16 protein-coding genes are annotated in these 17941 nt (G+C 62.3%); 9 read left to right on the top strand and 7 right to left on the bottom strand.

The window, feature by feature from the left end:
- Positions 1–66: 66 nt before the first annotated feature.
- Complete coding sequence (locus ABGM93_RS01945) at positions 67–1599, bottom strand: acyl-CoA carboxylase subunit beta (protein ID WP_321502983.1); 1533 nt, start codon at positions 1597–1599, stop codon at positions 67–69.
- A gap of 304 nt (positions 1600–1903) precedes the next feature.
- On the opposite strand from ABGM93_RS01945, the gene ABGM93_RS01940 reads away from it, so the two are divergent.
- The 4 genes from ABGM93_RS01940 (at position 1904) to ABGM93_RS01925 (ending at position 6453) form a co-directional block, all read left to right on the top strand.
- Positions 1904–3325 (top strand): circularly permuted type 2 ATP-grasp protein, encoded by a 1422-nt coding sequence (locus ABGM93_RS01940; RefSeq protein ID WP_321502981.1) that lies wholly within the window; start codon positions 1904–1906, stop codon positions 3323–3325.
- Between the two features lie 121 nt (positions 3326–3446).
- Positions 3447–4397, top strand: a complete 951-nt coding sequence (locus tag ABGM93_RS01935) for an alpha-E domain-containing protein (protein ID WP_319773197.1) — start codon at positions 3447–3449, stop codon at positions 4395–4397.
- Between the two features lie 93 nt (positions 4398–4490).
- Positions 4491–5309 (top strand): transglutaminase family protein, encoded by an 819-nt coding sequence (locus tag ABGM93_RS01930; protein WP_321502979.1) that lies wholly within the window; start codon positions 4491–4493, stop codon positions 5307–5309.
- 412 nt (positions 5310–5721) lie between these two features.
- Positions 5722–6453, top strand: coding sequence for a proteasome-type protease (locus tag ABGM93_RS01925; protein ID WP_319773195.1), 732 nt, complete (start codon positions 5722–5724; stop codon positions 6451–6453).
- An 83-nt stretch (positions 6454–6536) separates the two neighbouring features.
- Here the strand turns inward: ABGM93_RS01925 and ABGM93_RS01920 are convergent, their stop codons facing one another.
- Both ABGM93_RS01920 and ABGM93_RS01915 read right to left on the bottom strand, forming a co-directional pair.
- On the bottom strand, positions 6537–7301 hold the full coding sequence (locus ABGM93_RS01920; RefSeq protein ID WP_321502977.1) for an ATP12 family protein: 765 nt from the start codon (positions 7299–7301) through the stop codon (positions 6537–6539).
- Positions 7298–7981 carry an HAD-IA family hydrolase gene (locus ABGM93_RS01915; protein ID WP_321502975.1) on the bottom strand — a complete coding sequence of 228 codons (684 nt, stop codon included), beginning with the start codon at positions 7979–7981 and terminating at the stop codon, positions 7298–7300. The genes ABGM93_RS01920 and ABGM93_RS01915 overlap by 4 nt, the downstream gene beginning before the upstream one ends.
- Positions 7982–8247: 266 nt before the next feature.
- On the opposite strand from ABGM93_RS01915, the gene ABGM93_RS01910 reads away from it, so the two are divergent.
- Positions 8248–8409: a hypothetical protein gene (locus ABGM93_RS01910; RefSeq protein ID WP_319773192.1), complete on the top strand. Its 162-nt coding sequence runs from the start codon at positions 8248–8250 to the stop codon at positions 8407–8409.
- A 21-nt stretch (positions 8410–8430) separates the two neighbouring features.
- Here ABGM93_RS01910 and ABGM93_RS01905 read toward each other — a convergent pair whose 3' ends face one another.
- Both ABGM93_RS01905 and msrB read right to left on the bottom strand, forming a co-directional pair.
- Entirely contained in the window at positions 8431–9423 is a 993-nt protein-coding gene (locus ABGM93_RS01905; RefSeq protein WP_321505691.1) for an RluA family pseudouridine synthase, read from the bottom strand.
- Positions 9424–9563: 140 nt separating this feature from the next.
- A complete protein-coding gene (gene msrB, locus ABGM93_RS01900; RefSeq protein WP_321502972.1) occupies positions 9564–10061 on the bottom strand; it encodes a peptide-methionine (R)-S-oxide reductase MsrB in 498 nt (165 codons plus the stop codon).
- A gap of 238 nt (positions 10062–10299) precedes the next feature.
- Here msrB and ABGM93_RS01895 point away from each other — a divergent pair, with 238 nt between their 5' ends.
- The 4 genes from ABGM93_RS01895 to crcB all read left to right on the top strand — a co-directional run bounded on the left by ABGM93_RS01895 (position 10300) and on the right by crcB (position 14923).
- Positions 10300–12840, top strand: coding sequence for a patatin-like protein (locus ABGM93_RS01895; protein ID WP_321502970.1), 2541 nt, complete (start codon positions 10300–10302; stop codon positions 12838–12840).
- Positions 12841–12931: 91 nt separating this feature from the next.
- Complete coding sequence (locus ABGM93_RS01890; protein WP_321502968.1) at positions 12932–13735, top strand: sterol desaturase family protein; 804 nt, start codon at positions 12932–12934, stop codon at positions 13733–13735.
- Positions 13728–14522 (top strand): sterol desaturase family protein, encoded by a 795-nt coding sequence (locus ABGM93_RS01885; protein WP_321502965.1) that lies wholly within the window; start codon positions 13728–13730, stop codon positions 14520–14522. The genes ABGM93_RS01890 and ABGM93_RS01885 overlap by 8 nt, the downstream gene beginning before the upstream one ends.
- A gap of 20 nt (positions 14523–14542) precedes the next feature.
- Complete coding sequence (gene crcB, locus ABGM93_RS01880; protein WP_321502963.1) at positions 14543–14923, top strand: fluoride efflux transporter CrcB; 381 nt, start codon at positions 14543–14545, stop codon at positions 14921–14923.
- Between the two features lie 23 nt (positions 14924–14946).
- Here the strand turns inward: crcB and ABGM93_RS01875 are convergent, their stop codons facing one another.
- On the bottom strand, positions 14947–16260 hold the full coding sequence (locus tag ABGM93_RS01875; protein WP_321502961.1) for a replication-associated recombination protein A: 1314 nt from the start codon (positions 16258–16260) through the stop codon (positions 14947–14949).
- A gap of 126 nt (positions 16261–16386) precedes the next feature.
- Positions 16387–17829: a DegQ family serine endoprotease gene (locus tag ABGM93_RS01870; RefSeq protein ID WP_319773185.1), complete on the bottom strand. Its 1443-nt coding sequence runs from the start codon at positions 17827–17829 to the stop codon at positions 16387–16389.
- Positions 17830–17941 lie beyond the last annotated feature (112 nt).

Below are 17941 nucleotides of genomic sequence, written 5' to 3'. Positions count from 1 at the left end.
GCGATAACAGAAAGGGCGACCTCGCGGGCCGCCCCTTGTCTCATGATCCCGAGACGCCCTCTGGTCCTAAAGCGGGATATTGCCGTGTTTCTTCCACGGAATGTCGCTGGACTTGGTGCGCAGCATCGCCAGCGCCCTTGAGACGCGACGACGTGTGGAATGCGGCATGATCACTTCGTCGATATAGCCGCGCTCTGCCGCAACGAACGGATTGGCGAAACGATCCTCGTAATCCTTGGTGCGCTTGGCGATCTTGTCCTTGTCGCCCAGTTCGGAGCGATAGAGGATCTCAACCGCCCCCTTGGCACCCATCACCGCAATTTCCGCGCTCGGCCAGGCATAGTTGATGTCGCCGCGGATATGCTTGGAACTCATCACGTCATAGGCGCCGCCATAGGCCTTGCGGGTAATCACGGTCACTTTCGGGATCGTCGCCTCCGCATAGGCGAACAGCAGCTTCGCGCCGTGCTTGATGAGCCCGCCATATTCCTGCGCCGTGCCCGGCAGGAAACCCGGAACATCAACGAAGGTCAGAACCGGAATACCGAAACAGTCGCAGAAGCGCACGAACCGCGCCGCCTTGCGCGAGGCGTCGGAATCCAGAACCCCCGCCAGCACCATCGGCTGGTTCGCCACCACGCCAACCGTGCGGCCCTCGATGCGCCCCAGCCCGATCACGATATTGCCCGCGAACTTCTCCTGAATCTCGAAGAAGTCCCCCTCATCAAGGGTTTTGCGGATCAGTTCCTTCATGTCATAGGGCTTGTTCGGATTGGCGGGAACAAGCTTGTCGAGGCTCATGTCGATCCGTGTCGGATCATCGACAACGGACACTTCCGGCCCTTCCGCCATGTTGTGCATGGGCAGGAAATCCACCAGCCGCCGCATCTGCTGAAGCGCGTCGACGTCGTTGTCATAAGCCCCATCGGCAATGGAGGACTTCGTGGTGTGGACAGAGGCGCCGCCCAGCTGTTCGGCGGTCACCGTCTCGTTGGTCACCGTCTTCACCACGTCCGGCCCGGTCACGAACATGTAGGACGTGTCACGCACCATGAAGATGAAATCGGTCATGGCGGGCGAATAGACATCGCCACCCGCGCAAGGCCCCATGATGACAGAGATCTGCGGGATCACGCCGGAGGCCGTGACATTGCGCTGGAACACCTCGCCATAGCCGCCAAGGGCCGCAACGCCTTCCTGAATGCGCGCACCGCCCGCATCGAAGATGCCGATGATCGGAGCGCGATTGCGCAATGCCATATCCTGGATCTTCGTGATCTTCTGGGCGTGCGTTTCCGACAGGGAGCCGCCGAAGACCGTGAAGTCCTTGGAGAAGACATAGACCGTCCGGCCATTGATCGTGCCCCACCCGGTCACGACACCGTCGCCGGGAATGTGGCTTTCATCCATGCCGAAATCGGTGCAGCGATGCTGCTTGAACATGTCGTATTCTTCGAAGGAATTCTCGTCGAGCAGGATCTCGATGCGTTCGCGCGCAGTCAGCTTGCCGCGCGCATGCTGTGCATCGATACGTTTCTGCCCGCCGCCGAGCCGCGCCACGCCACGCCTGCGCTCAAGCTCCTCCAGAATTTCCTGCATGATCCGGTTTCCTCCACATACCTACCTCTGCGCAGGCTATTAGCACGCGCCAACAAGGCGGCAAAGCACCACCTACGTCAAATTGCCAAATCCTGTAGCGTAAGCCCTGTTCCGACCGCCTCGGCCATGCACATCAATTAGGCACCCGCCGCAAGTGATTTACCCTTGGCGACATCGGAACCATTTGCAATGATTTTAGGCACAAGGTTTCACCGCTGCAAAACATGCGCCGCCCAGGTGAACCAAATGGCGGCTCACGCGTTCCGTAAAGGAATGTTCAAGGGATGGGGGACATCAGACGCTCATGGCCGATGAAGGCTTCTTCAACGAAATGTTGAACGCAGATGGCTCGCCACGCACCGCCTACAAGCAATTGGACGAGTGGCTGAACCAGATACCGAAGAACGATTTGAAGCGGCTTTCCGGCGAAGCGGAAACGATCTTCCGTCGTCACGGCATCACCTTCGCGGTCTATGGCACGGATGAAGAGACCGAACGTCTGATCCCCTTCGATATCGTGCCGCGCATTCTGGCTGCCCGCGAGTGGCGCAGGCTCTCCGCCGGCATCGATCAGCGTGTGCGCGCGCTCAATGCCCTGATCCACGATCTCTATCACCGTCAGGAAATCATCCGGGCCGGACGCCTGCCCGCAGAACTGGTCATCCAGAACGAGGCCTTCCTGCCGGAAATGGTCGGCCACACCCCGGCGCGTCAGGTCTATGCCCATATCATCGGAACGGATCTGGTCCGCGTTTCCGAAGACGAGTTCTATGTTCTGGAGGACAACACCCGCACTCCCTCCGGCGTTTCCTACATGCTGGAGAACCGGGAAACGATGATGCACATGTTCCCGGAGCTGTTCCAAAGCCACCGGGTCGCACCGATCGACCAGTACCCGGAACTGCTGCGCGAGACGCTGGAAAGCGTCGCACCGCCTGCCTGCGACGGGCCTCCGAACATCGCGGTCCTGACGCCGGGCATTTACAATTCCGCCTATTACGAACACGCCTTCCTCGCCGACACGATGGGCGTGGAACTGGTGGAGGGCCGTGATCTCTTCGTGGATGACGGCTATCTCTACATGCGCACCACGCGCCAGCCGGAGCGCGTCGACGTGCTCTACCGCCGGATCGACGACGCCTATCTCGACCCCCTCACCTTCCGGCCGGATTCGACCCTGGGCGTCCCGGGACTGTTCGACGTTTATCGTGCGGGACGCGTCACCATCACCAATGCCCCCGGCACCGGCATCGCCGACGACAAGGCCATGTATTCCTACATGCCCGAAATCATCGAGTTCTATACGGGTCAGAAGCCAATCCTGAACAACGTTCCGACTTGGAAGTGCGGGGACAGGGAGAACCTCGCCTATGTGCTCGAACACCTTGAGGACCTGGTGGTGAAGGAGGTCCACGGGGCTGGCGGTTACGGCATGCTTGTGGGCCCGACCGCCTCCAGAAAGGAACGCGCGGCCTTTGCAAGAAAGCTCAAGGCGCGACCCGGCAACTATATCGCCCAGCCAACGCTGGCCCTGTCCGGCTGCCCCACCTTCACGGGAGCGGGAATAGCCCCGCGCCATGTGGATCTGCGCCCCTATGTGCTTGTCGGCGATCAGGTGCGCATCACACCCGGCGGCCTCACCCGCGTCGCCCTCAAGAAGGGTTCGCTGGTCGTCAATTCCAGTCAGGGAGGCGGCACCAAGGACACATGGGTGCTGGAAGACTGATGGCGCGCCGGAAGATGAGGGGGATCCCGATGAAGACCAACCAGAAGCCGATGCGCGCCCTTGCCGACGCGCCGCCTGTTTCCGGTCCTGTTTCACACCACCGCGACAGGAGGGACGCCTCATGCTAGGTCGCACGGCGAGTTCCCTTTTCTGGCTTTCGCGTTATGTGGAGCGGTCCGAGGACATGGCACGGCTCGTGGATGTCGGCTATCGCATTTCGCTCCTGCCGGGCGTCGGCAATGGCGGCCATCGCGAGGACTGGAAGTCCACGCTGGTCAGCGCGGGCTGCGAAGCCGGTTTTTCCGATCTCTATGACGAGATGAACGAGAAAAACGTCGTCAGCTACATGCTCTTCGACGAGAACAACCCCTCGTCGGTACGCTCCTGCCTGCGGACCGCGCGGGACAATGCCCGCTCCGTGCGCACGGCCATCACCCGGGAGATGTGGGAAAGCCTCAACACCACGTGGATTGAGTATTCCGACATCAAGCCGCATCACATGACGCGCAACAAGCTGCCGACGCTGCTTGACTGGATCAAGGAACGCTCCATGCTGTTCCGCGGCGCGATGCTTGGCTCCATCCTGCGCAACGACACGTTCCATTTCAGCCAGTTGGGCGCTTTTGTGGAACGCGCTGACAACACGTCCCGCATTCTCGACGTGAAATACCACCTGCTCCTGCCGCAGACCGAAATGATCGGCGGCGGCATGGACAACTACCAGTGGTCGACGATCCTGCGCTCCGTCTCCGCCCACCGCAACTACCGCTGGATCTACAAGGACAACCGGCCGAAACCCTGGAATGTGGCGGAATTTCTGATCCTCCGCCGCGAGATGCCCCGTTCGCTCATCCACTGCTACGCGTGGCTGACCCAGAGTACGAATGGTATCGAGCAGATCTACGGTGAACGTACGCCTTCGATCGATATCGCCGATCAGACTTACAAGACCCTGCGCGAAGGCGACATGACGACGATCTTCTCCGATGGTCTCCACGAGTTCCTGCAGAACTTCATTACGTGCAACAACACACTGACCATGTCGCTCGCTTCGGACTACAATTTCGCCTGACGAAAACCGCAGCTGCCTGAGCCACCCTCGACCTGACCTGAACCGCCCAGCCCCTTCCAAGGGCTCCAAAGGGCCCGATTGCCGGACGGACCGATGCGCATCGAAATCAGTCACGCGACCCATTACCACTATGACGCCCCGGTCAGTCAGTCCGTGCAGCACTTGCGCCTGACGCCGCCCTCCGACACCTGTCAGAGCGTCTTGAACTGGCAGATCGAGACGCCCGGCCTCGAGCGCGCCCTCACCTATTCCGATGCCTTCGGAAATGTGGTGAACCTGATCAATCAGGGCCGCCTCGGCGACACCATGACCATCACCGCCACCGGCATCGTGGAAACGCGCAACAATCACGGCGTTCTGGGCTTCCTGCCGGAAACGATGCCCGCGCGTGTCTATCTGCGCCAGAGCGACCTCACCCACACCAACGCCGGCATCCGCAAGCTTGCCGCGCTCATTACCGACAGCGCCGATCCAGGCTGCTTTCACAAGCTGATGGCCGCGATCCGCTCCGAAGTGGACTACAAGGTCGGCGTCACCGAGACCCACATGCCGGCCGCCGATGTGCTCACCGCCGGAGAAGGCGTCTGCCAGGACCACGCCCATGTTTTCATTTCCGCCGCGCGCCATGCCGGTGTGCCCGCGCGCTACATCTCCGGTTACCTGTTCCTTGAGGAGGACGACCCGGCATCGGAGGCGCACCATGCCTGGGCGGAAGTGCTGATCGACGACCTCGGCTGGGTGGGCTTCGACGTCTCCAACGGCATATGCCCGACCGACCATCACATCCGGCTTTCCGTGGGGCTGGATTCCCGTTCCGCAGCCCCGATTCGCGGTGTACGCTGGGGCGGCGCGCAGGAAGAGCTGGCGGTGGAGGTCCGGGTTGAACGGGTCGCCCAGCAACAGCAGCAATAGCCGATGGCAAAGACGGAATATGCCAGGGCACATGCCATAATGCGCGCAGGTGCCATCTGCCATCGGCCGGGAGACGACTGGCGAAAGCTGGCGCGCGACGGATCTGTTCCAGATCCCTATGGCCAGCCAAAGCCTCTCCAGCCAGGCTGGCAAGCGGGGCAAACCGATGCCATGGACGAGGTGCGCTCTGCGCATTGGTCCCGATTGGCGGGCTGCCGCGTGAAAGGTCATTATCCGCCCGCTCGTCACCGGGCGACACGTTGCGTGGAAACTGGCAACTCTTTGGGGCGAAGGACCGCGGGTCGGCGCGGATATCAAATCCCGACAGATGTTTGGACAACTGACGCTGCCGGACACCCGCACCCGTCAAGGGCGAGCAGGACGGTTGAGGTCGGCGTTTTGAGGACTGGAAATGACCTATTGCGTCGCCTTGCGGCTTGACCGTGGTCTGGTATTCGCAGCCGATACCCGCACCAATGCGGGGCTCGACAATATCGCCACCTTTCGCAAGCTTCACATCTTCGAAAAGAAGGGCGATCGCGTCATTGCCCTGTGCGCGGCGGGCAACCTTGCGGTTACCCAATCCGTCATTTCGCTGCTGCAGGAACGCTCCCACGACGAGACCCTGACCCAGCCGACGATCATGAACGCGACCACCATGTTCCAGGTCGCGCGCGTGGTCGGCCAGGCGGTGCGCGACGTGAAGGCCATCGACGGCGAAGCGCTCGCCGCCAACAGCGAGAATTTCGGCGTGTCCTTCCTTCTGGGGGGGCAGATCGGCAACGAGCCGCCGCGGCTCTTCCAGATCTATGCCGCGGGCAATTTCATCGAGGCCACCGAAGACACGCCCTTCCTGCAGATCGGCGAGCACAAATACGGAAAGCCGATCCTCGATAGGGTCACGAGGGCGGACATGACGCTTGGCGATGCGGCAAAGCTGGTGCTGATTTCCTTCGATTCCACATTGCGCTCCAACCTCTCCGTGGGCATGCCCATCGACATGCTGCTCTACAACACCGGAACGCTGGAGGTCAGCCGTCAGACCCGCATCGAGCCGGATGACGCCTATTTCCGCGATCTCTCGCAATCGTGGTCGGATGCCCTGCGCGATGCCTTCTCGCAGTTACCCCCCTTCGACGTATAAGCGCCAACGACACGCGGATAAACAAAAGGCGCAGAGGCCGATGGCCCTGCGCCTTTTGTCTTTTTAGACTAGGGGATCCCGTATCAGGCGGACAGCAGCGCAAGCACCTTTGCCGCGGCCTCGAACTCCGCCTGCTTGGTTTCGCGAAGACGCATCGCTTCCGCGTCCTGCCCCCACAATTCCGCGTTCCAGTCCTCATCCACATGGGCCGCCGCCCATGTGCGCTCAGCATCAATCTCACCAGCCGCAAGCGCCAGCGCCAGCAAGACCGAGCCCGTCAGCGTCGTCACCGTATGCAGAGCCGCAAGCTCCAGTGACGTGAACCGTCTGACCGCCTCGCGGATCGCGGCAAGGGTCTCGGCAGGCTGCTCTACGGGCATGACGCCCTGCGCCAGAACCAGCCTTGTGCCGAGCGTTTTCTCCGCCCACGCATGGACCGGACCCCATATCTCGGCCTGCCGTTCGACCAGCCGCTCCGGCCCATCGGCGCGGTAGCACAGAAGATCCGTGCCCGCATAGGCGGCAACCACGTCGGCGACCTCTTGATGTTTGGCCGGAACCGCCTCAATACCGGAATTGACGATCCGCGTCATGTGCATGACGCCCGGATCGATCACCTCCACCTGCGCGCGCCATTCTTCGGCCACCGCCTCTGCCAGTTCGGCAAGCGGCAAGGCAAGGGTCAGCTTGCCCGGCGTCTTGACGGTGCGCCCGTCGAGCAGCACCACATGCCCCTCTTCGCGCGCCTCAACGCTCACATCCTTGTAGAAGCGCTTGGGCAGCGCCGGACGCATGAGTTCCTGCGCCTTGCGCATGGGATCGGAGTTCTCAACATCCTGACGCGTCATGCAAATGCCTCCGAAGCCCAGCCGAAACGGCGACCGAGTTCCGGCACCAGTTCGGCAAAATCGTCGAGAATGGTGGCGGCGCCCGACTGAAGCAGCTGTGGCCGGGCATGGTAGCCCCACGAGACGCCAAGCCCCATCACCCCCGCATTGCGCGCCATCTCCATATCAAAGCTCGTATCGCCGATCATCACGGTGCGCTCCGGGGCCGCCCCCGTTTCCGCCATCGCCTGCAGGATCATGCCGGGATGCGGCTTCGAGGGAGCGCGGTCCGCGGTCTGCACCGTGATGAAGCGCCCATCCAACGCGTGGACGTCGACCATGTGAGCCACCCCGCGATAGGCCTTGCCGGTTGCAATCCCCAAAAGCACATCCTCACGCGCATGAAGCGCATCGATTGCCGCGCGTGCGCCCGGATAGAGCGGATCCTGCCCGCCGCCAGCCTTGCGTTCGGCGACCTTGGAGATCCGGTAAGCTTCCGACATCTCCGCCACCAGATGCTGATGATCGGGCCCGGCGAGCCGCGCGATGGCGATCTCCAGCGACAGACCGACAATACCGAGGCAATCGGCGCGCGACGGCGCCTCCAGCCCGACGGCTGCAAAGGCTGTTTCCATGCCGGAAACGATCGTGTCCTGGCTATCGACGAGTGTGCCGTCGCAATCGAAAAGAATGAGATACATGAGCCTGACGCTTCAAAGGGCCTGACGGGCGGGTGATGGAGAGTGTCCGATGTGGCGACTTTTGACCGGCGGGTCAAGTCCGGCTGTTCCAGCCTGCGGACCCGACCAGCGCGGCCAATCGCAGCGCAAAGTCGCCTTTTCCGGGCCTCTGTTGCCGCAAAACCGAAGGCCGGACACGGGAGACTAGACAGGGGTGACTGGACAGGGGCACACCTGCCGCCTAAAGCTCACACTCCAAAGGGTTCACTTCAGCCAGGCGGGATTTCGTGACAAAAGCCATTGCCGTATTTTTCGTGCTTGTCGCGCTGATCCAGATAATCCGGCCGCTCGGCTGGCCGGGTCTCAAGCATCGCCGTGACGCGTGGAAACTGGTCGCTGGCGGCTTCCTCGTGTCCATCGTGATCGTCGGATGGTCGCTGACGCGCTGAGAGATTGCAGCGCGTCGCAGCTCACACCTCCTCTTCGTCCTCCATCGGATCGTAATCGGAGGTGTCGAAACCGAGCAGGTTCCACGACTGCTGCATATGCGGCGGCAGCGGCGCGGTCACATCAAGCTTCCCCGAGCGCGTGGGGTGCGGAATGATGATGCGCCGGGCCAGGAGGTGCAGCTTGTTCTGCATCCCGCCCGGAAGTTCCCAGTTCTCGATCTCGAAATATTTCGGATCGCCGATGATCGGATGCCCGATATGGGCGGCGTGGGCGCGAAGCTGGTGGGTGCGGCCCGTGACCGGCTTCATGCTCAGCCAGGCAAGGTTCTGGCCCGCGTTGTCGACCACCGAGTAATAGGTCATCGCGTGCTGGGCGTCGTCGTCGCCATGGCGCACGATCGCCATCTTCTCGCTGTGCTCCTCGCGCGCCAGATAGGTGGAGATCTTGCCCTGACGCGGCTTCGGAACGCCCTTCACCAGCGCCCAGTAGACCTTGCGCGCAGACCGTGCCCGGAATGCCTTGGTGAGCGCCTGCGCGGACTTGCGCGAGCGCGCCACGACCAGACATCCCGCCGTATCCTTGTCGAGCCGGTGCACCAGACGCGGCTTGTCGCCGGACTTGTTGGTGAACGCCTCAAGCATGCCGTCGATATGCCGCTTGGTGCCCGAGCCGCCCTGAACTGCCAATCCAGCGGGCTTGTTCAGCACCATCAGGTCCTTGTCCTCATAGAGGATCATCGCCTCGATGGCCGCGCGGTCATTGTCGGACACCTTTTTCGGCGCCTGCTTTTCGATCCGCTTGGGGTCCACGCCCAGCGGCGGAATGCGGACCTTCTGGCCGGACGCCATACGGGTGTCGGTCTTGACCCGACCGCCATCCACGCGCACCTGGCCCGTGCGCACCAGCTTCTGAAGCTGGCCGAAGCCCAGTCCGGGGAAATGGCTCTTGAACCAACGGTCGAGGCGCATGCCGGCCTCGTCGGGCTTCACGGTGCGGGTTTCGATGCCGCTCATCTTGAAAGTGCTTTCGCTGGCGTTGAAATCTCGCGCCTTATAGCCGCCAACGCCGATAAAGGCCATTCCTCCCCATCACAATTCGCGGGCAAAACGGACCGAAAGCTCCTTACAGCCTGTCAGATGCCGCAAGCCCGGTCTCAGGCAGGTCTGAAGACAAGCGCCAGCCCGTTGATACAGTGCCGCTTGCCGGTGGGCGGCGGGCCGTCATCGAAGACGTGACCGAGATGACCGCCACAGCGCGCGCAATGCTCCTCGGTGCGCGCAAAGATCAGCTTGTGATCCGTGCGATAGCCCACCGCATCGGGCAGGGTCCGGGTGAAACTCGGCCAGCCGGTGCCGCTTTCGAACTTGTCTGCCGAGGAGAACAACGCCAGATCGCACCCCGCACAATGGAAAAAGCCCTCGCGCTTTTCGTCGTTGAGAGGACTGGTGAAGGGCCGTTCGGTCTCTTCCTGGCGAAGCACGGCAAACTGTTCCGGCGTCAGACGCTTGCGCCATTCCGCCTCGCTGTAGGTGATCTCGAACGTACCCTGCCGGGTGTCTCCTGCCCGCAGGATGCCATAGGACCCACCTGCCAGAAGAACCGCAGCCCCGCCCACAAGCAGCCCGCGCCTGCCAATCGCAGTTCCTGTCATTCCATCACCTCCCTGACGCGCATCAACGCTCTTGCAGATGAACATAGGCGATACGTATTCACCGGGACATCACAGCTTCGCGACCCTTTACCAACATAAAATGGATTTGGGCGCATCCTCCTTGCACTCCTTGCGTCAGGACATCGGCAAGAGCATGTTCAAAGAGCGGTTTATCAAAGACGCAGGGTCGGACGGCCAAGCAAAGAACGCGTCGCCACAGAAAGCAGGAAGAGCTTTCATGAAGGAGATCGAACTGCGGTTGGCGCTCGTGCTCTATGGGGGCGTGTCGCTGGCGGTCTACATGCACGGTGTCTCGCGCGAGGTGCTGGCAATGGTGCGTGCCTCCAACATGCACCGCCTGTCCCGCTTCACCCAAGCCCCCGGCTCCCGTGAGGACGAAGACCCCGCGATCCTGTGCGCTGCCAGCGATGGCGCCTCCCCCGTGGAAGCCGCGTGGCAACGGGTTTTCGATGACCTGGCCGAGACAGTCGAAGTCCGCGTCGTGGTTGATGCCCTGTCCGGCGCTTCCGCAGGCGGCGTCAACGCCATCATGCTGGCGCGCGCGCTCGCCCATGATCTGCCGCTTACCGATCATCGGGCCATGTGGCTGGAAAACGCCGATGTCACGCGGCTGGCAAAACCGCAAGACGGCCTGTCGCGTTATTTCAAGCGCACGGTATCTCCCGTGATCGACCGTCTTGTGGGAAAGGCCCTGAAAAGCCAGATCGATGACGAGGAGACCCGAGAAAAGCTCCGCGCCTTCGTGCAGTCACGCTGGTTCACACCGCCCTTTTCCGGGGAGCGTTTTGCGAGCTGGATGCTGGATGCCTGCGCCCGGATGGACGAAAACTGGTGCGACAGGGCCACGCTTCTACCGCGCGGCCAGCGGCTCGATCTCTTCGTGACGCTGACAGACTATCACGGCGAGCGCCGCAAGGTTTTGCTGGGCAGCACGGCGACGCTGGAAGAGACCGAGCACCGTCGCATCCTGCATTTCTCCGCACAGGCCCGCGCCACGCGCATCGAGAGCAATCTGGGCCGCCGAAACGTGGCCGACGTGGTTTTCGCCGCGCGCGCCACCGCCTCGTTTCCCGGCGCCTTTCCTCCCGCCACGATCGCGGAGATGGACGCGCTGCTTGAAGAGCGTGGCGAGCCATGGCCGGAGCGCGACCATTTCCTGCGCAAGACACTGGGCGTCGATCCTGAAGCCCCCGTCCCCCCGGTTTTCGTGGACGGCTCCGTCGTCATGAACAAGCCCTTCGCCCCGGTCATCGAGGCGATCCGCGATCGCCCGGCCATGCGCGAGGTCGCCCGGCGGCTGATTTATGTGGACCCCGTGCCGGAAACCGCGCGGCGTCACGCCGACAGGGAAAGCGTGCCGGGCTTCTTCCGCATTATCCTCGCCTCGCTTGCCCATATTCCGCGAAACGAACCCATCGGAGACGACCTGGCCGGCATCGAGGAGGGCAACCGCAAGGCCCGCCACCTGAGCGACCTGATCGCGGCAAGCGAACCGCTCGTGGAACGCGAGGTTGAGAGGATCCTCGAACGCGAAGCCGATGGCTCTCTGACCGCCCGGCGTGTGCGCGCCTGTCGTCGTCAAGCGAATGAGGCCGCTCACCAGCAAGCCGGCTTCATGCACATGCCTTATCTGAAGCTGAAGATGGCCGCCCTTGGAGAGCGCCTCGCTGGCTTCATCGCCGGTCTTATCGCGGATGGAGGAGCCCCTGCCGTCGAGCGGACGCTCAATGAGCGCATCACCGATTACCTTCACGCCCTGGAGGAAGCACCGGGTGACAAGGGCGGCAGCCCGGCCGTCCCCCTGCCGCTGACCAATTTTCTGCGCGGGCTCGACGTCGATTACCGGATTCGCCGCCTGCGTTTCGTCATCCGCCGGTTGAACACCCTTTACACCCTGCCGGATCTGAGCAGCTTCGAGGGCACCTCCGAACAGCTCGACGATCTCAAGGGGACGCTATACGCCCAGATCGAGCACCTGTCGCAATACTGGCGCCCTTCCGCCTATGACGCAGAGGTCCGCCGTGCGGCCCATCTTCTGGTGGCCTCCCCGGCCGACAACCTGAAAGCGACGAAGACCTTTCTCGATCACCTGGCCGAGGTCATGTCGCTGGACGAGCTGGACCTGTTGCATGACGATATCGTCAGCGCGGTGGACCACGCCTTCATCGCCCCGCGCCTGCGCCGTCGCTTTTCCGGCGCCTATATCGGTTTTGCCTTCTATGACCTGATCACCTTTCCCGTCATGCAGAGACAGGAAATCACGGAAGTAAACGAGGTTCTTGTCGACCGGATTTCCGCGGCCGATCCGGGCGCACTGAGCGAGACAGGTACCAAGCTGAAAGGGGCTTCGCTGTCATTGTTCGGCGCGTTTTTCAATCGAGCATGGCGTGAGCACGATTATCTGTGGGGCCGCCTCAACGCGGCCGACAAGTTGCTGTCCACCGTCATTGGAGCGGTGGGGGACCGCAAACCCGCCAATCTCGATACGCAAGCGCTGCGCCGCGGTATTTTCGAGGCCATTTTGGAGGAAGAAGCGGAGCACCTGCGAACAGATCCCCATCTGATTTCGGACATACGGGCTCTCATCGAGGATGCGTTTCACGATGCACGCGCGCCCCGAACGTCATCTCCCGACGCCGCATCGAAACCGCAACATCCCCGCCGCTCCGCAGCCGGCAAAGACGACAACCGGGCCGAAAGAGACGGCCCCGCCTCAAGCCCTGAAACACACGATGATTTGCATAACGTGATCTCGTGATTTAACTTTGGAGCGTTGCGGCTGCGCCAGATGTCGGGCACTGATTGAATATCGCCGCTCCGGCTGCCCAAGAAATTTCGGGAAAAATCCAGTGATCTATGTCGTTTCCGGCCTGCGGCTGGTCGTCGAATACGCGCTGCTCTTCGCCGCCATCTATGCCGTGACGCTGATCATCTATTTCACCACCGGCCTCGCGCTGACATGGGTGAACCGGCGCTATCCCCAGCGCCGCATCCAGCCAACCCGCGACGGCCGCCATCGCATACGGCGCGAAATCCACTCCTCCATGAAGGCGCTGGCGACCTCCTGCGGGCTTTTGACGACCGGTTTCTTTGCCCAGATCAACGGTTGGACCCTCGCACCGCTGGACGCGACCTGGTGGTCGGTACCGCTCATGTTCGCCGTCTCCATGGTGCTCTACGACGCCTGGTTCTACTGGGGCCACCGGCTGTTGCACCTGCCCGCCTTCTACCGTTTCCACGCCCCGCACCATGCCTCGCTGGCCCCCACACCGTGGAGCAACGATTCCTCCACCACCGTCGATACGCTCATCGAACACGGCTATTATCTGGTGATCTGGTTCGTGTTGCCGATCCCGGCTGTCGCGCTTTTCGCCCAGCGGCTCTTCGATCAGATTTCCGGCATGATCGGCCATGCGGGCTTTGAGTATTTTGCCTCACCCACCTCGCGCTGGCCCTGGCCCTTCATCTGCACGAGCTTTCACGACCTGCATCATTCCCGCTTTCACTACAATTTCGGCAACTTCTTCTCGCTCTGGGACCGCATGATGGGCACCGTCGATCCGCGCTATGACGACATGGTGAAAACCTTCGAAGAGACGCCTGTGGGCAACAAACCTTCCAATGCCGACATGGGAGGCAAGAACGTTGGGTGAGACCCTGTCAGCAGCCGGAGATCTGGCGCTCGGCTTCCTGCCCTGGTGGGCCGCCGTCTACGCGATCAATCTCTTCCTCTATTTCGCCACCGGCTGGGTTCTGGTCGCCATCCAGAACCACTTTCCCGAACGCCGCATCCAGCCCAATCGGCGCGGTGAGAAGCGAATGAAGAAGGAAATCCGCCAGAGCGTGATCTCGCTGCTGGTCACCACCGGCTGCATGGCTGGCGGGCTCTACCTGCAATATCGCGGGCTGACGCTGTTCGCCGCGCTGGAGCTTTCCTGGTGGTCGGTGCCGGTCATGTTCCTCGTCTCAATTCTGGCGTTCGACGCATGGTTCTACTGGATGCACCGCTTCATGCACACGAAGCTGATGTACCGCTTCCACGCCGAACACCACCGCTCCGTCGCGCCGACCGTCTGGAGCACCTATAATGACGATCTCGTCGATGCCTTCGTGATGCAGTGCTACTACCTGTGGGCGCCGCTGGTGCTTCCCATTCCAGCCGCCGTGCTGATCGTCCACCGGGTTTATGACCACTTCAACGGGACAATCGGCCATTCCGGTTTCGAGTTCTGGGCAAGCCCTGCCGCGCGCGCGCCCTCCCCCATGGTCTGCGTCACCTTCCACGACCAGCACCATTCGCGCTTCAAATACAACTTCGCCAACTTCTTTTCCTTCTGGGACCGGCTTATGGGCACCATCGATCCGAAATATGACGAGGCCGTTCGCGGTTTCGAGCGCATGGGCCGCAAGTCGGACAAGGCCGAACAGGCGGCACAGTAGGCACCACAGGCACTCTAGGCATGAAAAACGTTCTCATCGTCGCACTCGGCGGCGGCATTGGCGCGGCGGGCCGTCATCTCGTCAGCCTTCTGATGATGCGCCATTTCGGCACCGGCTTTCCCTATGGAACGCTCACCGTCAACGTGCTGGGCTCCTTCCTGATGGGCCTGCTCATCGCCACGCTGTCGCGCATGGACGGCTCTTCGCAAGGGCTGCGCCTGCTCATCGCCACCGGCATGCTCGGCGGGTTCACCACCTTCTCGTCGTTTTCGCTGGATTTCGCCACGCTGTGGGAACGCGGCCAGATGGAACTGGCTGCAGGCTATGCCGCCATTACGGTGATCATATCCATCGTCGCGCTCTTCGCCGCGCTGTGGCTGGTGCGCGCGCTCGCAGGGTGACGCTGAGCCGCTGACCGGCGAAGTCAGGGTTTGCCGTTTCGCTCGTGGCGCAGCTTCGACCAATAGTCGAGGCGCTTTCGCACCTCACGCTCAAACCCGCGCTCCACCGGCTCGTAGAAGGTCCGGCGGCCCATTTTCTCCGGGAAGAAGTTCTGCCCGGAAAAGGCGTCCGGGTAGTCGTGATCGTAGGCATAACCGTCGTTATAGCCCATATCCTTCATGAGCTTGGTCGGCGCGTTGAGGATATGGCGCGGCGGCGGGAGCGAGCCATGTTCCTTAGCGGCTGCCATCGCGTTCTTGTAGGCCACATACATCGCGTTCGATTTCGGCGCGCAGGCGATATAGAGGCAGGCCTGAACAAGCCCATGCTCGCCCTCCGGTGAGCCAATGATCTTGTAATGCTCCAGCCCGGCCACCGCCACCACCAGCGCCTGAGGATCGGCCATCCCGACCTCTTCGGTCGCCATACGCACCAGCCGCCGCCCGATGAAAAGCGGGTCTTCCCCCGCATCGAGCATCCGCGCCAGATAGTAAAGCGCTGCGTCGGGATCCGATCCGCGGATCGATTTCTGAAGGGCGGAGGCGAGGTTGTAGTGCCCGTCGGCGGACTTGTCGTAAACGGGGGCCCGCCGCTGGACGATCTCCTGCAGCATTTGCGCATCGAAGATCTCGCCCTCACGCGCCGCGCGCCACACGTCCTCAGCCAAGGTCAGCGAGGCGCGTCCGTCGCCATCCGCCATGCGGATCAGAATGTCACGCGCCTCGTCATCGAGCGGCAGCGCGCGGCCTTCAAGTTCTTCCGCCCGCGCCAGCAGCTTTTCCACGCCGGACGGCTCCAGCGACTTGAAGTTCATCACATGGGCACGCGAAAGAAGCGCCGCGTTGAGCTGGAAGGAGGGATTTTCGGTCGTCGCCCCCACCAGCGTGACGGTGCCATCCTCCATCACAGGCAGAAAGCTGTCCTGCTGGGCGCGGTTGAACCGATGGATCTCGTCAACGAACAAAAGCGTGCTGCGCCCGGACATGCGCCGCATGCGGGCGGTCTCGAACACCTTCTTCAAATCCGCCACGCCGGAAAAGATCGCCGAGATCTGCTCAAAGGCGAGATCGGTCTCATTGGCCAGCAACCGGGCAACCGTCGTCTTGCCGGTTCCCGGAGGGCCCCAGAAGATGAGGGACCCGAGCGACCCGGAGCGAAGCATGCGGGTCAGTGCCCCCTCCGGTCCGACAATATGGTCTTGCCCCACCACCTCGCTCAGTGTTTCCGGGCGCAAGCGGTCGGCAAGCGGGCGCGGCGCATTGCTGGCCGGTCCGGAGACTGCGAAGAGGTCGCTCATCAGGGGTCGTTCCTTGTTCTTCGTCCAAGGATATAGGCCGCGCACGGCCCCGCCGACAACACACCTTGTGGAAAGCAAAAAGGGCGTGACACACGGCCACGCCCTTTCCGGTGATTCAAATCGGCCTCAGCCCCTGACGGCAAAGCGCAAGACGCGCCCTTCGCGGCTGACTTCCACCCGCCACACATTCGGGCGCGAGCGCGAAAGGGAGGCAAGCTCGCGTGTGCTCGCCACCTCTTCCTGGTTGATCGTCAGAATGACATCGCCTGGCCGCAGGCCAACACGCTCGGCAGGCGAGCCCGGCGCGATATCGACCACGACAACCCCCTCCTCATCGGAGGACATCGCCAATTCCTCCGCCACCGCGGGCGAGAGGTTTGCAACTGTCGCGCCGGTAAACGGCGAGCGCCCGCCGATTTCGCGGGTATCGCGCGGAACGGTCTCCGGCGCGGCTTCCAGCGCGATGTCGAGTTTGACCTCGCGGCCATCGGACAGAACCGTGAGTTCAGACCGGGTGCCCAGCCTCTTGGTCGCCAGTCGATACCCGAAAGCGTTGGGGTCTTCGACCGGCACCCCATCAACCGCCAGAACAAGATCGCCAACGCGCAGATTGGCGCGCTCCGCAGGCGAGCCCTTGGCGACCCGCGTCACCAGAACGCCGCGCGGCCTGTCGAGCCCCATCCCTTCCGCGATATCGGCAGTGACCGCCTGAAGCGACGCGCCAACCCAGGGGCGGCGCACCGTTCCGCCATGCTCTGCCGCGTCCGCGATGAGCTTGACCATGTTGACGGGAATGGCGAAGCCGATGCCGTTGGAACCGCCGGAACGCGAATAGATGGCGGAATTGATGCCCACCAGATTGCCCGCCATGTCGACCAGCGCACCGCCGGAATTGCCGGGATTGATGGAGGCGTCAGTCTGGATGAAGAACTGGTAGTCGGAAACGCCAACATGGGTGCGCGCCACGGCGGATACGATGCCCTGTGTAACCGTCTGGCCGACACCGAAGGGATTGCCCAGCGCCAGCACGATATCGCCCACCGCAAGCTGATCGCTGTCGCCGAAGGCAATGTGGGGGAAGTCGCCGGAGCCATCCTTGATCTTGAGCACGGCCAGATCCGTGCGCTCGTCCTTCAAAACGATGTCGCAATCGAACTCGCGCCGGTCCGACAGGGCCACCCGAACCTCGTCGGCATCCTTGATGACGTGATGATTGGTGATGATGATGCCGTCGGATGAAATGATCACGCCTGAGCCCAGAGAGCGCTGCACACGCTGGCGCGGCTGACCGAAATCGCCCTGATCACCGAAGAAACGGCGGAAGAACGGATCGTTGAAAAAGGGCGACATGCGCCGCTGGGCCACGACCCGGCTCGCATAGACGTTGACGACCGCAGGCGCGACCTTCTTCACGATGGGCGCGAAGGAGAGCTTGATCTGCGCAGCGGACTGGGGAACCGCCGTTTCGGCATGGGCGGCAGGTGCGAGGGGCCCGGCGACAAGAAGCGAGAGGGAGAGCCCGAAGGCAGCGAAGGTCCGCGCCAGCGGGAGAGAGAGACTAGAGCGCATTGTGCTGATCCCGATGTTCTCGTTCCGCGCGGTGTTCTTCTTGCAAGAGAACCGCTTGCAAGAGAACCGCGCGGTTCTGGTCATTTCGATGACAAGACTAAGCGATCGAAGT

This window comes from Breoghania sp. (assembly GCF_963674635.1).
In the GTDB taxonomy this organism is placed as follows: domain Bacteria; phylum Pseudomonadota; class Alphaproteobacteria; order Rhizobiales; family Stappiaceae; genus Breoghania.
Note: the sequence above shows the minus strand (reverse complement) of the source record. Positions and strands in the feature narration are given on the sequence as shown.